This window comes from Scandinavium sp. M-37 (genome assembly GCF_043558715.1).
In the GTDB taxonomy this organism is placed as follows: domain Bacteria; phylum Pseudomonadota; class Gammaproteobacteria; order Enterobacterales; family Enterobacteriaceae; genus Scandinavium; species Scandinavium vulneris_A.
In genome coordinates this window covers 16,784-35,785 of the sequence record NZ_JBIGIN010000034.1, presented here as the reverse complement: position 1 = coordinate 35,785, position 19,002 = coordinate 16,784, and the positions used below count along the sequence as shown (strand labels likewise).

22 protein-coding genes and 1 tRNA gene are annotated in these 19,002 nt (G+C 47.4%); 17 read left to right on the top strand and 6 right to left on the bottom strand.

Annotation, left to right across the window (positions count from 1 at the left end; all coding sequences use genetic code 11):
• The first annotated feature begins 250 nt into the window (after window positions 1-250).
• From ccmA to ACG0Z5_RS19640, 10 genes are all read left to right on the top strand, one after another.
• Window positions 251-862 (top strand): cytochrome c biogenesis heme-transporting ATPase CcmA, encoded by a 612-nt coding sequence (gene ccmA / locus ACG0Z5_RS19685; RefSeq protein ID WP_394450398.1) that lies wholly within the window; start codon window positions 251-253, stop codon window positions 860-862.
• The gene (gene ccmB, locus ACG0Z5_RS19680) at window positions 859-1,518 is read left to right on the top strand and encodes a heme exporter protein CcmB (RefSeq protein ID WP_394450417.1); all 660 of its coding nucleotides are present in this window, start codon (window positions 859-861) and stop codon (window positions 1,516-1,518) included. The genes ccmA and ccmB overlap by 4 nt, the downstream gene beginning before the upstream one ends.
• Before the next feature lie 30 nt (window positions 1,519-1,548).
• Complete coding sequence (locus ACG0Z5_RS19675; RefSeq protein ID WP_394450396.1) at window positions 1,549-2,301, top strand: heme ABC transporter permease; 753 nt, start codon at window positions 1,549-1,551, stop codon at window positions 2,299-2,301.
• Entirely contained in the window at window positions 2,285-2,515 is a 231-nt protein-coding gene (gene ccmD, locus ACG0Z5_RS19670; protein ID WP_394450394.1) for a heme exporter protein CcmD, read from the top strand. Before ACG0Z5_RS19675 ends, ccmD begins: the two co-directional genes overlap by 17 nt.
• Window positions 2,499-2,975 (top strand): cytochrome c maturation protein CcmE, encoded by a 477-nt coding sequence (gene ccmE, locus ACG0Z5_RS19665; RefSeq protein ID WP_394450391.1) that lies wholly within the window; start codon window positions 2,499-2,501, stop codon window positions 2,973-2,975. The genes ccmD and ccmE overlap by 17 nt, the downstream gene beginning before the upstream one ends.
• Window positions 2,972-4,915: a heme lyase CcmF/NrfE family subunit gene (locus ACG0Z5_RS19660; protein WP_394450389.1), complete on the top strand. Its 1,944-nt coding sequence runs from the start codon at window positions 2,972-2,974 to the stop codon at window positions 4,913-4,915. The genes ccmE and ACG0Z5_RS19660 overlap by 4 nt, the downstream gene beginning before the upstream one ends.
• Window positions 4,905-5,462, top strand: a complete 558-nt coding sequence (locus tag ACG0Z5_RS19655; RefSeq protein WP_394450387.1) for a DsbE family thiol:disulfide interchange protein — start codon at window positions 4,905-4,907, stop codon at window positions 5,460-5,462. Before ACG0Z5_RS19660 ends, ACG0Z5_RS19655 begins: the two co-directional genes overlap by 11 nt.
• Window positions 5,429-5,899 carry a cytochrome c-type biogenesis protein CcmH gene (locus tag ACG0Z5_RS19650; protein ID WP_394450385.1) on the top strand — a complete coding sequence of 157 codons (471 nt, stop codon included), beginning with the start codon at window positions 5,429-5,431 and terminating at the stop codon, window positions 5,897-5,899. Before ACG0Z5_RS19655 ends, ACG0Z5_RS19650 begins: the two co-directional genes overlap by 34 nt.
• Window positions 5,896-6,567: a tetratricopeptide repeat protein gene (locus tag ACG0Z5_RS19645; RefSeq protein ID WP_394450383.1), complete on the top strand. Its 672-nt coding sequence runs from the start codon at window positions 5,896-5,898 to the stop codon at window positions 6,565-6,567. The genes ACG0Z5_RS19650 and ACG0Z5_RS19645 overlap by 4 nt, the downstream gene beginning before the upstream one ends.
• Window positions 6,568-6,632: 65 nt before the next feature.
• Complete coding sequence (locus tag ACG0Z5_RS19640) at window positions 6,633-7,292, top strand: MarC family NAAT transporter (protein WP_394450381.1); 660 nt, start codon at window positions 6,633-6,635, stop codon at window positions 7,290-7,292.
• A gap of 38 nt (window positions 7,293-7,330) precedes the next feature.
• Here the strand turns inward: ACG0Z5_RS19640 and ACG0Z5_RS19635 are convergent, their stop codons facing one another.
• A complete protein-coding gene (locus ACG0Z5_RS19635; protein ID WP_394450379.1) occupies window positions 7,331-8,560 on the bottom strand; it encodes a mechanosensitive ion channel family protein in 1,230 nt (409 codons plus the stop codon).
• 525 nt (window positions 8,561-9,085) lie between these two features.
• On the opposite strand from ACG0Z5_RS19635, the gene ACG0Z5_RS19630 reads away from it, so the two are divergent.
• From ACG0Z5_RS19630 to ACG0Z5_RS19620, 3 genes are read left to right on the top strand one after another with little or no spacing between them, the layout of a single operon-like run.
• On the top strand, window positions 9,086-10,510 hold the full coding sequence (locus ACG0Z5_RS19630; RefSeq protein WP_394450377.1) for a gamma-aminobutyraldehyde dehydrogenase: 1,425 nt from the start codon (window positions 9,086-9,088) through the stop codon (window positions 10,508-10,510).
• A 29-nt stretch (window positions 10,511-10,539) separates the two neighbouring features.
• Entirely contained in the window at window positions 10,540-11,100 is a 561-nt protein-coding gene (locus tag ACG0Z5_RS19625; protein WP_394450375.1) for a carboxymuconolactone decarboxylase family protein, read from the top strand.
• 47 nt (window positions 11,101-11,147) lie between these two features.
• Window positions 11,148-12,455, top strand: coding sequence for a lactonase family protein (locus ACG0Z5_RS19620; RefSeq protein ID WP_394450373.1), 1,308 nt, complete (start codon window positions 11,148-11,150; stop codon window positions 12,453-12,455).
• 137 nt (window positions 12,456-12,592) lie between these two features.
• On the opposite strand, the gene ACG0Z5_RS19615 is transcribed toward ACG0Z5_RS19620, so the two are convergent.
• Window positions 12,593-12,680 (bottom strand) — tRNA-Ser (locus tag ACG0Z5_RS19615).
• A 268-nt stretch (window positions 12,681-12,948) separates the two neighbouring features.
• Between ACG0Z5_RS19615 and ghrA the strand changes: the two genes are divergently transcribed.
• The 4 genes from ghrA (at window position 12,949) to ACG0Z5_RS19595 (ending at window position 15,887) form a co-directional block, all read left to right on the top strand.
• Window positions 12,949-13,887, top strand: coding sequence for a glyoxylate/hydroxypyruvate reductase GhrA (ghrA, locus tag ACG0Z5_RS19610; RefSeq protein WP_394450371.1), 939 nt, complete (start codon window positions 12,949-12,951; stop codon window positions 13,885-13,887).
• 85 nt (window positions 13,888-13,972) lie between these two features.
• Window positions 13,973-14,710 carry a phosphatase gene (locus ACG0Z5_RS19605; protein WP_394450369.1) on the top strand — a complete coding sequence of 246 codons (738 nt, stop codon included), beginning with the start codon at window positions 13,973-13,975 and terminating at the stop codon, window positions 14,708-14,710.
• Window positions 14,711-14,731: 21 nt separating this feature from the next.
• A complete protein-coding gene (locus tag ACG0Z5_RS19600; RefSeq protein WP_394450367.1) occupies window positions 14,732-15,286 on the top strand; it encodes a molecular chaperone in 555 nt (184 codons plus the stop codon).
• A gap of 103 nt (window positions 15,287-15,389) precedes the next feature.
• Window positions 15,390-15,887, top strand: coding sequence for a DUF1097 domain-containing protein (locus tag ACG0Z5_RS19595; protein WP_394450365.1), 498 nt, complete (start codon window positions 15,390-15,392; stop codon window positions 15,885-15,887).
• 55 nt (window positions 15,888-15,942) lie between these two features.
• Here the strand turns inward: ACG0Z5_RS19595 and csgG are convergent, their stop codons facing one another.
• From csgG to csgD, 4 genes are read right to left on the bottom strand one after another with little or no spacing between them, the layout of a single operon-like run.
• Complete coding sequence (csgG, locus tag ACG0Z5_RS19590) at window positions 15,943-16,776, bottom strand: curli production assembly/transport protein CsgG (protein WP_394450363.1); 834 nt, start codon at window positions 16,774-16,776, stop codon at window positions 15,943-15,945.
• Between the two features lie 26 nt (window positions 16,777-16,802).
• On the bottom strand, window positions 16,803-17,222 hold the full coding sequence (gene csgF / locus ACG0Z5_RS19585) for a curli production assembly/transport protein CsgF (RefSeq protein ID WP_394450361.1): 420 nt from the start codon (window positions 17,220-17,222) through the stop codon (window positions 16,803-16,805).
• Between the two features lie 21 nt (window positions 17,223-17,243).
• Window positions 17,244-17,633, bottom strand: coding sequence for a curli production assembly/transport protein CsgE (gene csgE / locus ACG0Z5_RS19580; RefSeq protein ID WP_394450359.1), 390 nt, complete (start codon window positions 17,631-17,633; stop codon window positions 17,244-17,246).
• A 17-nt stretch (window positions 17,634-17,650) separates the two neighbouring features.
• Window positions 17,651-18,298, bottom strand: a complete 648-nt coding sequence (gene csgD, locus ACG0Z5_RS19575) for a biofilm master transcriptional regulator CsgD (RefSeq protein WP_394450357.1) — start codon at window positions 18,296-18,298, stop codon at window positions 17,651-17,653.
• Window positions 18,299-19,002: the final 704 nt, after the last annotated feature.

Sequence of the window (19,002 nt, the reverse complement as noted above, 5' to 3'; positions counted from 1 at the left end):
CAAAGCTAAACCATCTAAAAATATTGTCAATTTTATTTTCAAAGGTGTCTAGCTCTCTTTTCATTGGTTTTTGTGGGTAAATAATCTGTGTATCCCCGTGATTGCGGCATGGTGTGGCTGTTGCGGTCTGTGTAATGAGAATATTTAACAGATATTGATTATTTTGCTTTTGTTTTTCTAATGGTTTTAATTTACAGGCTGTTTTTGCGGTGCTAGCTTTTGCCGAGGGGAATATTAACGTGGGTTGTGAATGTTCATGCTTGAAATTGAAAGTATCAAATATGAAAAGTGTGAATTTAAAATACTTGATTCAATTTCCTTTAAACTGGATGCTGGCGATATGCTACAAATTGCGGGAGATAACGGTTCGGGAAAGTCCACATTACTAAAAGTAATAATCGGTTTACTGAATGCAACATCAGGGACAATTCGTTGGGAAGGTTCTCAAACCAATACAAATAATATCATGCTGAAAAATGTGTTGTGGGTAGGCCATCAGAGTGGGATGAAAATGACGTTAACGGCGGAAGAAAACCTGAAGTTTTATCATCCTACAACGACACGGGCAGCACGTTGGCAGGCACTGGAAAAGGTAGCACTTGGGGGCTACGAAGATGTCCCCGTTGCCGCGCTTTCTGCGGGTCAGCAACGGCGTGTAGCGTTAGCCAGACTTTGGCTGAGCGATGCGCGGTTGTGTGTGCTCGATGAGCCATTTACCGCGCTGGACAGCACCGGTTGTACGCTATTGGCCCAGCAGATGCTCATCCATGCTGACCGGGGTGGGATAGTCATTTTCACCACGCATCAACCTGTTCAGTTTCCGCATAATCGTGTGCAGTTGTTGAATTTGGAACTGCACTGATGCGTGGACTTTTTGTCCGGGAGTTGACGCTGGCATCACGCAATCTGTCTGAGCAGGTCAATTCGCTGTGGTTTTTTTTGACGGTAATCGTGCTGTTTCCACTCGCGATTGGGCCAGATATGGTGATGCTTGCGCGTATCGCGCCCGGCGTATGCTGGGTTGCTGCGCTATTGGCCATGTTATTGACAATGGGAGGATTATTTCAGGATGACTGGCGGGATGGTTCCCTGGATCAGCTCCGACTTCTCCCCATACCGTTGTCCGTCATTGTCTTAGTAAAAATCGTTGTTAATTGGCTGGTCACTGGGTTGCCGCTGCTGCTGTTATCGCCGATTGTTGGATTGTTGCTGGGAATGTCGGTGAAAAATACCGGATTGTTGTTTTTGACGTTATTGGTTGGGACACCGACATTGAGTTTACTGGCAGCTCCTTGTGCAGCATTGACAGTCTCACTGCGCCGGGGCGGGGTGTTACTCAGTTTATTGGTCCTACCGATGATTATCCCTGTGCTTATCCTGGCAGTTGGCGCGATAGGGCGGTATGAAATGGGCTATCCCGTGGGAAGCCAATTGAGTTTTATGGGCGCGATATTGACCGCGAGTCTGACAATATCTCCCTTTATGACTGCTGCTGCCTTACGTATTCATGCGTCCTGATACGCTAATCATAATGGAGATGAATTAATCATGTGGAAATGGCTCCATTCGATGGCAGTTCCTCACAATCTGTATACGCTTTGTGGGCGATTACTGTGGTTATTTGTTCCCTTGAGCGTTTTGCTCATGGTTATTTCTATGATCTGGGGATTGGCTATTGCACCGGCGGATTATCAGCAGGGGGAGGCCTATCGCATCATGTACATTCACGTCCCTTCGGCAATATTGTCCCTGATGCTATACAGCATTATGGCAGTGTCGGCATTTATCGGCGTAGTCTGGCAAATCAAAATGGCCGATCTGTCGGCTATGGCTATTGCGCCGGTCGGCGGCATCTTTACCTTAATTGCGCTAGTGACAGGATCGTTATGGGGTAAACCCATGTGGGGAACCTGGTGGATATGGGATGCTAGATTAACGTCCGAACTTATCTTGCTGTTAATTTACGTGGGAATTATCACACTCTATCACGCATTTGACGATCGTCGCCTGGGAGCTCGTGCGGCGGGATTGCTGGTGCTCATTGGCTGTATCAATCTGCCTGTCATTCATTATTCCGTCGAATGGTGGAACACCTTGCATCAGCAATCAACACAGTTGCAGCAAACACTGGCTCCCGCAATGCGCTATCCCCTGCGAGTGAGCATTATCGGATTCATGATGCTGGCTATTACCTTCATTTTAATGAATCTGCGTTATCTGATTTTGCAAATGGAACAGCGGAGAGAGTGGGTCATAACGCTAGCAGCAAAGGAAGGGAGGAAATATGAACCTGGCGTTTGATAGTTGGCAGGCTTTTTTTGCCATGGGCGAATATGCCAAATATGTATGGGGATCCCTGGGAGTGTCAATATTGCTGCTGTTGGGTTTGCTGATGTCGATAATGATCAGCAGGCGCGCATTATTAAAAAACATCAATAATCAGCAGAATCGCTTACGCCGACGGCAGTCACTCAGCAAGGACAAAGTGGAGAATCACTATGTCACCACGCCGTAAATTACGCTTACTCACCGTCTGCGGCATTTTGGCGGGCGTAGCGGTGACCTTGGCTTTAGTTCTTTATGCTCTGCGTTCGGGTATTGATTTATTTTATACTCCGACAGAAATTTTGTTCGGCAAACACGAAACGCAACAAAAGCCCTCCCCAGGAGAACAGCTCCGCATTGGTGGGCTGGTGATGCCCGGCACGATTAAGCGTGATTTGCACACGCTGAATATCACTTTTCGGGTGTATGACGGGAAAAACAGTGTCCAGGTGAATTATACCGGGATCCTGCCAGATTTATTCCGTGAAGGTCAGGGTGTTGTAGCGCAAGGTGTTTTTAAAGGCAACGGTGTGATTACGGCGCAGCAAGTGTTGGCCAAACACGATGAAAATTATACCCCGCCTGACATTACCGACGGGTTGACAGAAAAAGCGCGTCAATCATTACAACAAGGAAGCATAACGCCATGACACCGGAAATAGGCAATTATTTTCTCTGCCTGGCAGCGGCTATTGCAGTGGTATTGAGCATCTGGCCATTTTGGGGTATTCGACATCCACAGCACAATATTCTTCATTCGACCAGAATATTGACAGCGTTGATGTCGATTTTAATAACGCTGGCGTTTGCCGTGTTAATTTATTCCCTGGTTACTAACGACTTCACAGTACGTTACGTCGCACAAAACAGTAATAGCCAATTACCCGTTTATTATCGCATTGCGGCGGCATGGGGGGCCCACGAAGGATCGATTCTACTCTGGGTCTGGTTACTTTCTGGCTGGACGTGCGCCGTAGCATTTTGTAGCGGTCGTCTGTTAGTTGCTCAGGTTTCCCGTATGTTGGGCGTGATGGCGATTATCAATGCGGGTTTTCTGTTATTTATTATTTTGACTTCCAACCCCTTCGTACGCACGTTGCCTGATTTCCCCGTCGAGGGAAGAGAACTTAACCCGCTCTTGCAAGACCCCGGCTTGATACTGCATCCTCCGTTGCTCTACATGGGATATGTAGGCTTTGCTGTGCCATTTGCGTTTGCCATTGCCTTACTACTGGGTGAGGTGAAGACAACACAATGGGTAAGATGGCTCCGCCCTTGGGTCCAGATGGCGTGGAGCTTTTTGACCATTGGTATTGTTTTAGGGTCTGCATGGGCTTACTACGAACTCGGTTGGGGAGGCTGGTGGTTCTGGGATCCTGTTGAAAATGCCTCGTTGCTACCATGGCTGGCAGGCACGGCATTACTGCACTCGTTAAGTGTGACGGAAAAACGCGGCATATTTCAGGCATGGTCTGTATTGCTGGCCATTGCGGCTTTCACACTGAGTTTACTTGGAACGTTTCTGGTACGTTCCGGGATATTAGTTTCCGTCCACGCATTTGCCTCCGATCCTACTCGTGGATTGGCAGTCTTGATTTTTATGTCACTGGTTATCGGAAGCTCACTTCTATTATTTGCCTTGCGGGGTCACCGATTGTGGCGTCAAGGCCACTTCTCACTCTGGTCACGCGAAACGCTGCTGGCAAGTAACAATCTCCTCTTAGTCACAGCTCTGGCGGTTGTTTTGCTGGGCACGCTTTTGCCACTGGTCCACAAGTTAGTGGGACTCGGCTCTATTTCTGTCGGTGCCCCGTTTTTCAACCTGATGTTTACATTACTGGCTGTGCCACTTGGTGTGTTGTTAGGAATAGGTCCTTTAATCCGTTGGGGCCGCGACGAAAAGAAAAAGGCATGGCCGGTTTTCATCGTTGTGTTGCTGATTTCACTTGTCGGCGGGGTCGTTATCCCATTGGGCTGGCAGGGAACGGTCATGCCGATAAGCACGGTTGGCGTCACGCTTTCACTGTGGATTTTTATGCTCACCGGTGTTGCATTATGGCGGGCAATCTCAGGGCCTGGGCGTCTCTCTCTGAGTATTTGCGGGATGTTACTCGGGCATACTGGTGTGGCGGTTGTGTTGATGGGGATAACGTTTAGCCAGAATTACAGTGCCGAGCGTGACGTCAAAATGCAGGTCGGTACGAAGGTTACGGTGCGTAAATTTGACTTTACGTTGCAGCGTGTCGACACCGAACAAGGGGCAAACTACCAGGCAGAAAACGCCCGGATTATTGTGAGTCAAAAGGGGAAAATGCGCGCAATACTCAATCCGCAAAAGCGATTTTATCGCAATAGCCGTGCAGTGATTACCGAAGCGGCCATTGACCGTGGTTTGGCTTATGACCTTTATGCTGCCCTGGGGGAAAAACTCAGCGATGGCAGTTGGACGTTACGCCTTCATTATAAACCGCTTCAACACTGGATCTGGGGAGGCGGGCTGATGATGGCGCTCGCCGGATTACTCTGTGCGCTGGACCCACGCTATCGCCGCCGCATAGTCCAGAGGGGGGAGCAACAAAATGAAACCTAACCTGTTGTTTATACCGCTGATGCTGTTCATAGGGTTGACCGTTTTTTTAGGGTGGCAACTGCTGAAAAATGCGCAGGGCGATGATCCGCGACGCCTGGAGTCCGCGCTGATTGGTACTCCAGTGCCGGTGTTGTATATCGGCTCATTGGATGAAAAACAGAGTCCGGTGTCACAGGCGCGCTTTAGAGATGGGCAACCCTGGCTCATTAATTTTTGGGCGACATGGTGCCCGACTTGCCGGGCTGAGCATCAGTATCTCAACACTCTGGCAAAGCAGGGCGTGCGTATTGTGGGCATCAATTATAAGGATACACGCGACAAAGCGCAGGCATGGCTTCATAGCCTCGGCTCGCCTTACCTCCTTAATTTATACGATCCCACGGGAAGTGCTGGTTTTGATTTTGGGGTCTATGGCGCACCGGAAACGTTTCTAATTGATGGTAAAGGCATCATTCAGTACCGCCATACGGGAAATCTAACGCCAGAAGTTTGGCAAAAGGAGATAGAGCCACGATGGAAACATTTTCAGGAGGAGGGGAAAAAATGATCCGTTTGATGCTTACCCTACTGATGGCGCTAAACTGCAGCCCGCTATTTGCTAAAATAGACCTTCTGCCATTTCGCGATAATGCGCAGGAGATGCAGTGGCGGGAAATAACGCAATCGTTGCGCTGTCCGAAATGTCAAAACAGCAGTATTGCCGATTCCGATGCGATGATTGCGGACGATATGCGAATAAAAGTGTTCGAATTACAGCAGCAGGGTAAGAGCCGACAACAAATTATTGAATATATGACGGTTCGCTACGGTGAATTTGTGAGTTATCAGCCTCCTGTTACCGGTTCAACAATTATTCTCTGGTTAGTCCCTTTTGCCATATTGCTTGCTGGGGGGATATTGATCTTCCGTCGATCGCAATCGCAACGATACTCTGGAGATGCTGAATCTGTCCATTCTGGTGATAAAAAGGATCCAATGCCATGACTGGATTAATCATCACCGCTATTATTAGCCTGTCAATAACGTGCGGATTTTTGCTACGCGGTGTGAGGACACCCGTTTTATCGCATAAAGGGCCAGCATTCAGCGCGATATTTATCATGTTGCTGGTGACGGCGATATTGTTTTGGCATACCACTGGAATCCGACAGGTTATTGAATGGCAGGATGCGGTGGCGAAGGCCCCATCCTTGCTGGCACCGAACGTTAATCTGGATGATAGCCAACAGCGCAACGTAGCGCTGGCATTACGAACACGCTTGCAGGACGACCCACTTAATGCCCACGGATGGGAACTATTAGGCCGCATGCAGGAGAAAATAGGGAATAATACCGAAGCGTTAGCCGCATTTTATCGTGCCTGGAAGTTGGAGCCTTCCGAAATCGATATTTCACTGAAATACTCTGCAGCATTAATACAAACCGGAGTGGCGTCTAATATCGAGCAGGCGACCGCTATTCTCACCCAATTACTTTCAAACGATCGGGATAATATTCAAATTATGAGTCAACTGGCCTACGCAGCTTTAAGCAAACATGATAGTCGAGACGCCACGCAGTGGTTCAGGCGTATTTTGTTACAGCTTCCTGCGGAGGATAAACGTCGAGAGTTTATTCAAAGTATGATTTCATCATTAGACCGTGCCAAATAATTCCCTGGTGATGAAATATATCTTTTTGTAAAAGTAAATGTGACTGATAACGTTGAGAGGATTGTATGATTGAACTGTTAAAGTCTATTGGTTTTGGTCTGGCTGTTATATTACCCCTTGCAAACCCACTGATCACCGTTGCGGTATTTCTTGGGATATCAGAGGACATGAGTTATGCCCGGCGCCAACAAGAGTCGAAAATGGCAGCACTCTATGTTTTTATTATCATGCTTGTGGCCTATTACGGCGGACAACTTGTGATGCATACATTCGGAATTTCTATTCCGGGCTTACGTATCACAGGGGGATTGATCGTCGCATTTATTGGTTTCAAAATGCTTTTTCCTCAAGAGCCAGTACATGAATCAAACGAAGCAAAGTGTAAATCGAAAGAGCTGGAGCAAGCGCGGGGCAGTAGTATTGCCTTCGTACCATTAGCGATGCCGACGACCGCAGGCCCGGGGACTATTGCTGTCATCATTAGTACCGCCACAACCATGAATATGAACTCAGGGTTTCCTGAATGGGTACTTTTGGTCTCTCCACCCATCACCTTCGCATTGGTATCGCTGCTGTTGTGGATCTGCCTAAAAGGCTCGGGTGTCATCATGCGTCGGTTGGGTCATAGCGGCATCGAAGCAATTTCTCGGTTAATGGGATTTTTGCTGGTCGCCATGGGGGTTCAGTTTGTTATCAATGGAGGAGCCGAATTGCTAGCGCGATAAAAGATTTTTTCATTTTCGCGAATTGAAATCCTGGCACATTATTGCAATTCATTCTCATGATTCATTCTGTTGACATCAATGATTTCACGTGGTGTCGTTAAAACATTAACAAGATCTTCAGTTGAGAGCTTTTGGTAGATACGGAGGGAGAAAAATTGCGTTATCGGGATCAGAAATTCAAAAATCTCCGACTGAATTCTTTCATGTTCTATCCAGCTCACTTTTGATGTAAAGCAATAGATCTCGATGGGTAATCCTTCTGAACCCGGAGATCCTTGACGTACCATAACCAGCATGTCCTGACGAATGTCAGGACGATTTTTCAAATACTGAACAATAAATTCCCTAAACAGGCTTAAGTTACTGATGAGTTGTTGCTTCTTATCGAACGCTAAAAAAGAGACATGGGTCAATTGAGACAGTTTCTCTAGTGATAAAATCATCTCATCAGTGATGAAATGGACACTTTTTTGGTCAATAAACAAAGAGCGCTTAATTCGTCTGCCACCTGAGGTAAACATCGGCTGCCAGTTAGTAAAGTGTTCTGTAATGAAAGACTTAGTGGGGACTCTGGATACGGTATTATCCCAGTTTTGTATCGTTGTCGTATGCAGCGCCAGGTCAGTAACGATCCCATCAATATTGAGGTGAGGGATTTCAACCCAGTCACCAAGACGAATCGCGTTGGAAGAAGATACTTGCAAGTTTGCCACTAATGAAATCAGGGTGTGTTGAAACAAAAACAGGATAATCGCGGCGACAGCACCAAGACTGGACAAGATTATAAAAGGCGATTTGTCTGCAAGCGTTGCTATAATTAGTATTACTGTTCCAGTAAAAACAAGTATTTTTGCGAGTTGCACATAGCCTTTAATCGACAGGTTCGTTTTTTTTACACGTAATGTGTAGTTAATATAAAACGTATCGAGAGTATTCAGGATAAACCAACCGACTGTCGCGATGAGCAAACTACTGACGAGTGGCTCGATGATGCTAAACACGGCAGGAGGAACATAAGGTAAATATTTTGCCAGCACCAGAGTTGTCACTAATCCCGCAATTAATGCAATCTTATTGTATACCCGAGTTTTTTGATTGATATCGTCACTGTGACAACTTTCACATCCCATGATTTTTTTGACAATATGGCGTGAAATAAAAAACTTGAAGATGAAAAAGATGAGGATACCACCTATAAACACCCCAAATACTGAAAGTGACTCTGCGACACTCAAGTTATGACTAAACCACTCTCGAACCATCATCATATTACATCCTTTAAATCATGAGTCATTGAGAAGGGTGGGGGATATTAGGGTAGCGATAATCAGTTAAGCAAATCCGCTGTTCATTTGCAACGTTTAAAATTTAAAGTGTTCTTGCTTTGGGAGTGGATAATCTTCTCAAGTATGCATTTTGCCGAATTTGTTTTTAATTGTCCGGTAGTGTGGATAATAATTTGGTTTTTTACTCTGTGAGCATTGTTGGTTTTAGTTTTCCTCATAACATCATTTTAATTTTTTCTTGTCTGTTAATTTCCTTGAGGGTTTCCATGGTTTTTGTTTAAAAACTTAAATCATATTAATATGACAAAAAAACACCTCATTGAATAAAATGCTAATTACTATCTGTTTTTTATAATTTCGCGGTTGTGTATTCTGTTTATTGTTATTTACTAAACAGATAGGTGTTGCTATTTATTATGTACACCTAAATTATGCAATTCACTTTTAAGGTGTGACGCTGATTTAAAGAAACGATTTGCTATTACTTAACTATTTGTGGAGAAAGCGATGAAGGAAAGTCAACTGATCAACGGAGAAATGCTCGCAGGGGAAGGTGAAGCTCAACCTATTTATAATCCCGCTACGGGGGCGTTGTTATTTGAATTAACAGAAGCTTCACCAACACAAATTGATCAAGCAGTACTGGCGGCTGAACAGGCATTTAACCACTGGGGAAAAACATCCCCTAAAGTCCGTGCAGAATATTTGTTAAAGCTCGCAGACACTATTGAACAACACACGGATGAACTTGCCCGTATTGAATCACAGAACTGTGGTAAGCCTTTACACCAGGTGATTAACGATGAAATTCCGGCTGCTGCCGACATTTTTCGCTTTTTTGCCGGTGCGGCACGTTGTCAAAATGGCATGGCAGCGGGCGAATATCTGGAAGGTTATACATCCATGATTCGCCGGGATCCCGTAGGGGTCGTTGCTTCCATCTCTCCCTGGAATTACCCATTGATGATGGCAGCATGGAAAATAGCCCCGGCCATTGCGGCGGGTAATTGCATCGTCATAAAGCCTTCCGAAATAACCCCATTGACAACGTTAAAATTTGCGGAACTGGCAAAGGATATTCTGCCTGCTGGCGTGGTGAATGTTGTCTTTGGTCGCGGTCAGATAATCGGTGATGTACTCACTGGTCATGAGAAAGTCCGTATGGTCTCGCTGACCGGGTCCGTTGCCACCGGAGTTCATATTATCAGCCACACGGCCACTACGGTAAAACGCAATCATATGGAGTTAGGTGGAAAATCAGCGGTACTGGTTTTCGATGATGCCAATATTGATGAAGTGGTTGAGGGGATACGTGCATTCGGATTTTATAATGCAGGCCAGGACTGCACTGCGGCATGCCGGATTTATGCACAACGCCATATTTATGATGAGTTGGTTGAAAAGCTCGGTGTTGCTATCCGCAATATAAAAATGGGTGAACCGCAGGATAGCCAGACGGAAATGGGGCCTCTCACCTCACTGGCTCATTTGCAGCGGGTGAGTGATGTGGTAGAGAAAGCCAAACAGCTTGAACATATCACAGTAGTCGCAGGCGGCAGCAAAGCAGAACGCGACGGCTATTTTTATCTACCAACCTTACTTGCCGGGGCACGACAAGAAGACGATATCGTCCGTCATGAAGTGTTTGGACCTGTGGTCAGTATCACTCCCTTCGATACAGAAGAGCAGGTGCTCACATGGGCGAATGAGTCAGAGTATGGGCTGGCTTCTTCCGTCTGGACCGGAGATGTGGGCAGGGCGCATCGCTTAAGTGCTCAGCTTCAATATGGTTGTACCTGGGTGAACACCCACTTTTTACTGGTTAGTGAGATGCCGCACGGTGGAATGAAATTATCCGGTTACGGCAAAGATATGTCCGTCTATGGGCTTGAGGATTACACCACCATCCGCCATGTGATGATCAAGCACTGACTCTCCCAATTACAACTAAAGGAATGATGATGTTTAAATTTCTCTTTTTGTCGCTTTCGTTGTTAACAGCGCAGCAATACGCCTACGCTAAGGACGACATCACGGAGCGAAACTATGATGACGTTATCTTTAAAAATACGCGCTTATCATCCAATCAGACGGAATATCTGACAATTCCGACTGAGTTAGCTCATGCTTATGGCTCAGACTCTACTACTCTCCATCATCTTGATAAAGATCTCGCGGAGTTAGTGAGATTAAGAATTGGCCAAATAGATCAGTGTAATTATTGTGTTATTTTGCACACCAAGCAGACGGAGACGTTAGGTATCTCACCTTCCAAAGTAGCCAGTTTGTCAACCTGGCCACAGAGCAACTTGTTCTCTGGCAAAGAAAAAGCCGCATTGAAATATGCAGAGTCTTTGTCGACACTGCAGCACAATGAGATACAAGCTGATTATGACCAACTCCTAACATTAAAATTCACCTCCCCGGAGATTGAAGAGCTCACTAATGTGGTGATCTTAATGGATGTCTGGTCACGAATATTTATGGCTCAAGGTAAAATTTCGGAACCTCCCATGAACTAACCGTTTTCTGAATCAATTTTTAATAAACTACTTTTAGGAACTATAAAATGAAGAAATTCATATTAAGTACCGTATTCCTGGCGGTTTCATTCTCTGTTGCAGCAAAAGATGTTACTGGTGGAGTGTACGTTGCTACCAATAATGCAGATGAAAACTCAGTTGTTGGCTATACCCAATATTCAGATGGAACATTGTCTAAGATTGGTGAGTTTAAAACAGGCGGTAAAGGAACGGGGCTAGTGGAGCTGTTTGGCTTGCCTTATGATCCAAAATCTGGCCATACGTTTAAAGATGGTATTGATCCACTGGCTGCCGCCTATGGTTTGTGGCGTTCTGCCGACAATAAAAATGTGCTTGTGGTTAATGCCGGTGACGGTACGCTGACTTCGTTGCGGGTTCAGGATGACCTGTCATTGAAGGTGGTCAATAAAATTGCTGCCGGAGATATCAAACCGAACGGTATTGCCTCTTATAAAAACTATGTTTATGTTGCCAGCATGGGGAAGAAAGTTGATGATCCTTCAGAGGGCAATATTAAAGGCTATACTATTGATGACAAGGGTGTCTTGAAGGCCATGCCGGATTCCGTGCGGGTACTCTCGGGCCGCCCGGCAAGTATAGAAGTGACACCTGATGGCAAATATTTAATTATAGTTGAAATTACGACAGGCCTGGTCCGTTCGTATGCTATTGGTACTGATGGTGAATTATCAGACCAGCCTGTTTCGATGATCTACTCGCCGCAAGCAAATAAAAATCGTTTCTTCGCGTTACCTATTGGCACAAAAATCACCAAAGGTGAAAACGGTAATTTTACCCTGCTGGTCACGGAAACGCGTTTTATTGATAGCGCACGTAATTTCTATAACTCTACAGCAGAACAGAAGAAAAAATATCCATTCCTTCAACGTTTCCAGGGCCAGACCGGTTCCGTTACCTCGTATAATATAGACAAGGAAGGTAAGCTGACGATGGTCTCGCCGGATGTTCTCGCCGGTGATGATATTTGGGGAGGAGAGCAGGCTGTATGTTGGGTCACCGCATCCAAAAATGGGAAATATGCCTGGACAACAAATCCACTGACCTCAAGTATCTCCACCTACACTGTAAACAGTGATGGCAGCATCAAACTGAAAAAACAAGTTGATTATCAGGATGCAAAATATGATGAGTATTTCCTCGACATGGATTTGAGTGCTGATGGAAATTACGTGAATGTTCTTAGTGGTAATACGGGTAAAGCCTTTGTGTTTAAGATAGATCACCAGAGTGGCGACTTAACGAAAGTGGGCGAGTATCCAGGGAGTGCTTTAATCCATTCATTTGGAATCGTCACTATTCCTTATAATAAATAGCATTATGCGGTGATGTTTGTTGCCTGGTGGCGCTACGCTGACCAGGCCTACAAAACCCGTAGGCGCGGCAAGCGTAGCGCCGCCGGGCGCCAGACGAAAAAAAGCCCGTACTTTCGTACGAGCTTTCATCTTGAATATGGCGGTGAGGGGGGGATTCGAACCCCCGATACGTTGCCGTATACACACTTTCCAGGCGTGCTCCTTCAGCCACTCGGACACCTCACCATATTGTCTTCCCAGTGTTGCTGGGACGGGCGCTAATGTAGGGAAAAGCGTAACTTGCGTCAATCAACTTTTTTAAAAATCCACGCGATTAGCCAAACTTCATCCAACCTGCTTTCGGATTAACCGCGATCCGCTTTTTTTCTCATCATCCGCTTAAACGCTGACAGCCCGCTGAAATTTGCTATGCTGACAAACCGATATAAAACAACACGCAATCGAAGCGCATACGCCCTGATTAAAGAAAGGCGCATTATAAAAGGAGAGCAGTATGGAGATTATTTTTTACCATCCCACTTTTGATGCCGCGTGGTGGATAGCTGCCCTGGAGAAACAACTGCCGGGGGCCCGCGTCCGGGAATGGAAGCGCGGTGACAACGAAAGGGCCGATTACGCGCTGGTGTGGCATCCCCCCGTCGAGATGCTGCAAGGCCGCGACCTGAAAGCCGTATTTGCACTCGGCGCCGGGGTGGACTCCATTCTCAGCAAGCTGCAAGCACACCCGGAAATGCTGCCACAGTCGATTCCGTTGTTCCGTCTCGAGGACACCGGCATGGGTCTGCAAATGCAGGAATATGCGGTCAGCCAGGTGCTGCACTGGTTCCGTCGCTTTGATGATTACCAGGCGCTGAAGCAAGAAACGCGCTGGCAGCCGCTGGACGAATATACCCGCGAAGAATTTACCATCGGCATCATGGGCGCGGGCGTGCTGGGCAGTAAAGTCGCTGAAAGCCTGTTGGCGTGGGGCTTCCCGGTGCGGGTCTGGAGCCGGAGCCCTAAAAACTGGCCGCACGTGAAGAGTTTTGCTGGTAGCGACGAACTGGGCGAGTTCCTGCGTGAAACGCGGGTGCTGATTAACCTGCTGCCGAATACCGCAGAGACCGTCGGTATCATTAATCATTCGCTGCTCGAGCAACTACAGGATCACAGCTATCTGCTGAACCTCGCGCGCGGGGTGCATGTTAATGAAGATGACCTGCTGCGCGCCCTGGAAAATGGCAAGCTGAAAGGCGCGATGCTGGACGTGTTCAGCCGCGAACCACTGCCGGTAGAAAGCCCGCTCTGGCGCCATCCTCGCGTGGCGATGACCCCGCACATTGCAGCAGTGACGCGTCCGCAGGAAGCCATTGCCTATATTGGTAAAACCATCACTGGGCTGGAGAACGGGGAAGCCGTCACCGGGCAGGTCGACAGGTCACGCGGATACTGAGTTCAACCCGGCGGTGCCGGGTTTTTCGCTAATAAAGACCAGGCATTCCTGCTATGCTTGGCTTTAAAAGAGAGAGGAGAATGTGATGTATCCTGTTGACCTGCATATGCACACCGTCGCCAGCACCCACGCTTACAGCACCCTTCATGACTATATCGCCGAAGCGAAACGCAAAGGTATCAAGCTGTTTGCCATTACCGATCACGGGCCTGATATGGCCGACGCTCCGCACTATTGGCACTTCGTCAATATGCGTATCTGGCCGCGGATGGTCGATGGGGTGGGGATTTTGCGTGGCATTGAGTCCAACATCAAAAATACGCTCGGCGAAATTGATTGCACCGGGCCGATGCTGACCTCTCTGGATTTTATCATTGCCGGGTTCCACGAACCGGTGTTTCCGCCGCAGGATAAAGCCACCCATACCGAAGCGATGATTGCCGCGATCGCCAGCGGCAATGTGCACATGATAAGCCATCCGGGTAACCCGAAATTCCCGATTGATATCAACGCAGTGGCGCAAGCCGCGGCGAAACACCACGTGGCGCTGGAAATTAATAACTCCTCTTTCATCTCTTCGCGCCTGGGCAGCGAAGATAACTGCCGGGCGGTAGCCGCCGCGGTGCGTGATGCCGGAGGTTGGGTGGCGTTAGGCTCAGATTCTCATACCGCGTTTACACTGGGTGATTTTACCGAGTGCCGAAAAATTCTGGATGCGGTCGATTTCCCCGAAGAGCGGATCCTTAATGTCACCCCGCGTCGGTTCCTGAATTTCCTCGAATCGCGCGGCGTGCCGCCGATTGCTGAATTTGCTGAACTTTAATTGTCTCAATGGAATAAATGAATGAACGAGTTTTCAATCCTCTGCCGCGTGCTGGGCTCTTTGTACTATCGTCAACCGCAGGATCCGCTGCTGGTGCCGCTGTTTACGCTGATTCGTGATGGCAAGCTGGCGGCGAGCTGGCCGCTGGAGCAGGACGAGTTGCTGGAACGTCTGCAAAAGAGCTGCGATATGCAGCAGGTGGCAACGGATTACAACGCGCTGTTTGTCGGCGAAGAGTGTAGCGTTTCCCCTTATCGTAGCGCCTGGGTTGAAGGGGCGACGGAAGCCGATGTACGCAGCTTCCTCTCTTCACGCGGAATGCCACTGAGCGATACGCCAGCCGACCACATCGGCACGCTGCTGCTGGCGGCGTCCTGGCTGGAAGATAACGCCGCTGACGATGAGAATGAAGCGGTAGATACCCTGTTTGCCGATTACCTGCTGCCTTGGGTCGGCACCTTCCTCGGTAAGCTGGATGCTCACGCCACTACCGCATTCTGGCGTACGCTGTCGACCATTACCCGCGAAGCGATTTCCGCGATGTGGGACGAAATCTCGGAAGACGACGAACAGTAAAAGGTGATTTACATCACAATGTAAATGTAACGAATAGATAGCTGTTGCAAAAATTGTGCGTCCGATCTCATCTGCTAGCCGCGCATCTGCTATGATGCGCGGCATGAACATACTTCTCTCTCTCGCGCTGACAACAGGCATTCTCTCCGGTCTCTGGGGATGGGTTGCCGTGTCTCTCGGCCTGCTCAGCTGGGCGGGCTTTCTCGGCTGTACCGCTTACTTTGCCTGTCCGCAGGGTGGGCTGAAAGGGCTGGCTATTGCTTCTGCCACCGTGATGAGCGGCGTGGTGTGGGCGATGGTGATTATCCACGGCAGCGCGCTGGCGCCGCATCTGGAGATCCTCGGTTATATGATGACCGGCGTGGTCGCGTTCCTGATGTGTTTACAGGCGAAGCAGATGCTGCTGTCGTTTGTACCGGGCACCTTTATTGGCGCCTGTGCCACGTTTGCGGGGCAGGGCGACTGGAAACTGGTGGTGCCTTCGCTGCTGGTAGGGCTGGTTTTTGGCTATGCGATGAAGAACAGCGGACTGTGGCTGGCGGCCTGGAGTGCCCGGCGTCAACCGGCTGATAATGCCGTGAAGATGAACCCCGAAAACTAAATCAGAAATAAAAAAGCGTAGCTAAGTGGCTACGCTTTTTTTTGCCGAATCGGTATCAGGATTCCGGCGGTGAAGCCATATCGCGGTATTTTGCGAGGATTGGATTGTTCACCTCGCCGGAACTTTGCAGGTTCCACAAGCCACGATCGATACCATCGTTTATCAGATAAATCACGCCCGTTTCAATGGCTGACATCAGACACAGCATCACCGGTTCATTCGAGGTATACCCAATTTCACCTTCCAGCAGCCGCTGGTAATCAATGAAGCGGAATACCCCGGCCTGAACTTCATAAGACAATATTGTCTTACTGGTATTCACTGATGCCAGCACTTCGCCGGTGCTGACGTTAACCACACGCAGGTTAACCGCAATCTGGTCAAGCTGGTATTGGGCATCGGCTCCGATACCGAAATAACGCGCCCCGGCACCGCCGGATTTGACGTTACTTTCATAGCCGATAATCGATCCTTCAATAATAATATTCGCCGAGCTTAACGACTGTAACGGTGCGCGGTTATTAACGCCAACGGTGCCATTTTCCTGCGCTGCACGAATGATTTTGCGTTCATTAAGCAGGTTTTGTAATCCCTGACGTTCCAGCGGAATAAACCATTTGGAATCTTTCAACGCCGTCACCAGCATCGCTGTCGCACTTTGTGGCACGGCAGTTGAGAAGTTACTGGCCGGATAGGGTTTAAACTGCCCGGTTTCATCCTGAATATTGTAGACCGAAACATACAGCTTACCCTGCGGGGAAGGCAGGTGCGTCAGGTCACGATAACTCTGCGCCCGTGGCATTAACGTCGGTTTTGCCGCCTCTTTCGGCGGGGCGGTCAGACAGCCACTGAGCACGATGACCACCAGAAGTACAAATAAACGCTTCATAATTATAGTCCTGTTGAGGTCTGTGATTATTGGTCACTCGTTGATGTCTGTTGCACCCCGGATACCTGAATTGTTGAGGTTTTCCCGGTACTTCTGTCGGTCACGTTCAGCGTGAGCAGGCCATTACTGTTCTGAATATCGACAATAAAGTCGTTGGTCACGAGGCGTCCGGGTTTTCCGGTGGCGACGTTTCCTAACAGACCGCTCAAAAGCTGAGACTGAATCGCTGACGTAAAGTTATCCAGTGCCGACGGCGCGTTATAACCAAAATCGTCACTGCCTCCGGGCGCTTTATAGGAGTTCTGCGCCTGGGCCTCATTTAGCAAGAAAGCGCCGTTATTCGGGTTTCCACCGAAATTAGGGTTAACGAACTGGAAAACCATATTACCGGCCCAACTTGCTGGTGTAATCAAAGCGAGCAAAACGACAGTACAGGCGATACGCATGATTGCCTCCACCCTCTATGTTTAAAATTCATCGTGTGCCAGATCGTCCGTTTTTAATAATGCCTGGTCGATTTGACGTTTATTGATACCTTCCTGAGTAATCTGTAGTGCTGCGTCTACGGTCTTATCAAATTCCCGTTTTATCGGGAATAAAAAGGTCTGAAATATAATATCCTGATTGACCGTTATCGTTATCCAGCTACCCCAGCGAGCGCTGGGTCGTTCATTTATCGATAAATTTTCGCGGGTACTGCTGGCCCATTTGTCGGTAAAGGCACGATAAAAATCATGTCCAACCGACGAGACGGTGTGATCGGCCACGATACCCGGTATTTCGACCTCTCCGGCATGTGAAGAGGACGCAAGCAGGAGCAGGTTTGCAGCTGCAAGCCAGCACAGGGAACGTTTCATAGTGTTTGCCTGTTTACTTAACGCCTGAGATTATCATTCGCCCAGGAAACAGCTTGGGTCCGGTTTTTAACGGCTAGTTTCTTGAAAAGGTTGTATAGATGGGTTTTGACGGTGTTTTCGCTAATGAACAACGAGCGCGCAATTTCGACATTAGACGCGCCGACGCGCAGTTTATTCAGGATTTCCCGTTCTCGCTGCGTCAGCATTGCGCTTTCTGCATTGTTGTAACGGTAGTTGCCTGAATGGGTAATCAAATAACTCGCGAGCTTATGCGAAAAGTAACATTCGCCCTGCATAATCATGTTTAATCCTTCGATTAAACGTGATTCAGTTTCGTTGTTATAAAAGACACCGTTGATATGCGGCCAGTTTTCTATGTCCTTAAACGGGTATTCTTCTGGTGTATTTAGTAGTACCAGTTTCATCCCATTGTTTTTCCGGCCTAAATTTTCCTGCCAGTGGGTGATCAGCCTTTTATCCGCCTCCATCATATCGAAGATCATGATGCTGTCAGGCAACGGTTCTTCGATAATACGATGAATATTCTGCACTTTTCCTGAAATATCCAGTGTCGATTTTAAATATTGTAAAAGCGCACTGGCTTGCAAAGACGGCTTGGTGACAAGGACGAGCGTACTGCCTAAACTATGGACTTCATTTAACATGATGAAACTCCAACGTTTTTATAGCAGCTATCAGTTTCCACGCAAAAATATACGTGATTCCAGAAGTACTGATTGAGGCTGCATTGCTGTGTATACGTAAAGTCGAAAACCCAAGATGGGTAAAAGTCAATAAAACAATATTCGGTGCTGCTGTTTTCAATCTAGTCATTACTAAACTTTAAGCAAGATCAAACACTGTAACAGAATGTAAAATGGAATATTAAAATGTAAATACTGGCTTCATAAATCATTTAGAAGTGATGATAAAGTTGTACATGTAAATATCATTGCGTCAAATTAGTAAATCACACAAATCACGTATCTCAATGAAATTATTGAGATATATTGCCAATCATTTGAATGTAATTGATGGATAAATAGTTTCTGTGTTTGTAACGGTTTTATCCTGAAGAAATGTTAGGTAAATGAGATCGCGATCCACATCCGAGGGCTTGGTTTTTCTGTCTTTGCTTAAACGCATTGATTTATAAGCTTATCCAGTTTTCCCTGTATGTTCTGATAATAATCTCATTTAAAGACTGATAGATAGCTTAATTCTCATACTTAGGAATGATCCGAAAAAAATAAAATCAACCTTGCGGGTGACACCTTTTAATTTTGGTCAGCAACATACTGTTCATCGTAACGCCGCATTAACAAGTACCTCGGCGTTATTTAACAGTGCAACACGCAACCAGGATTCA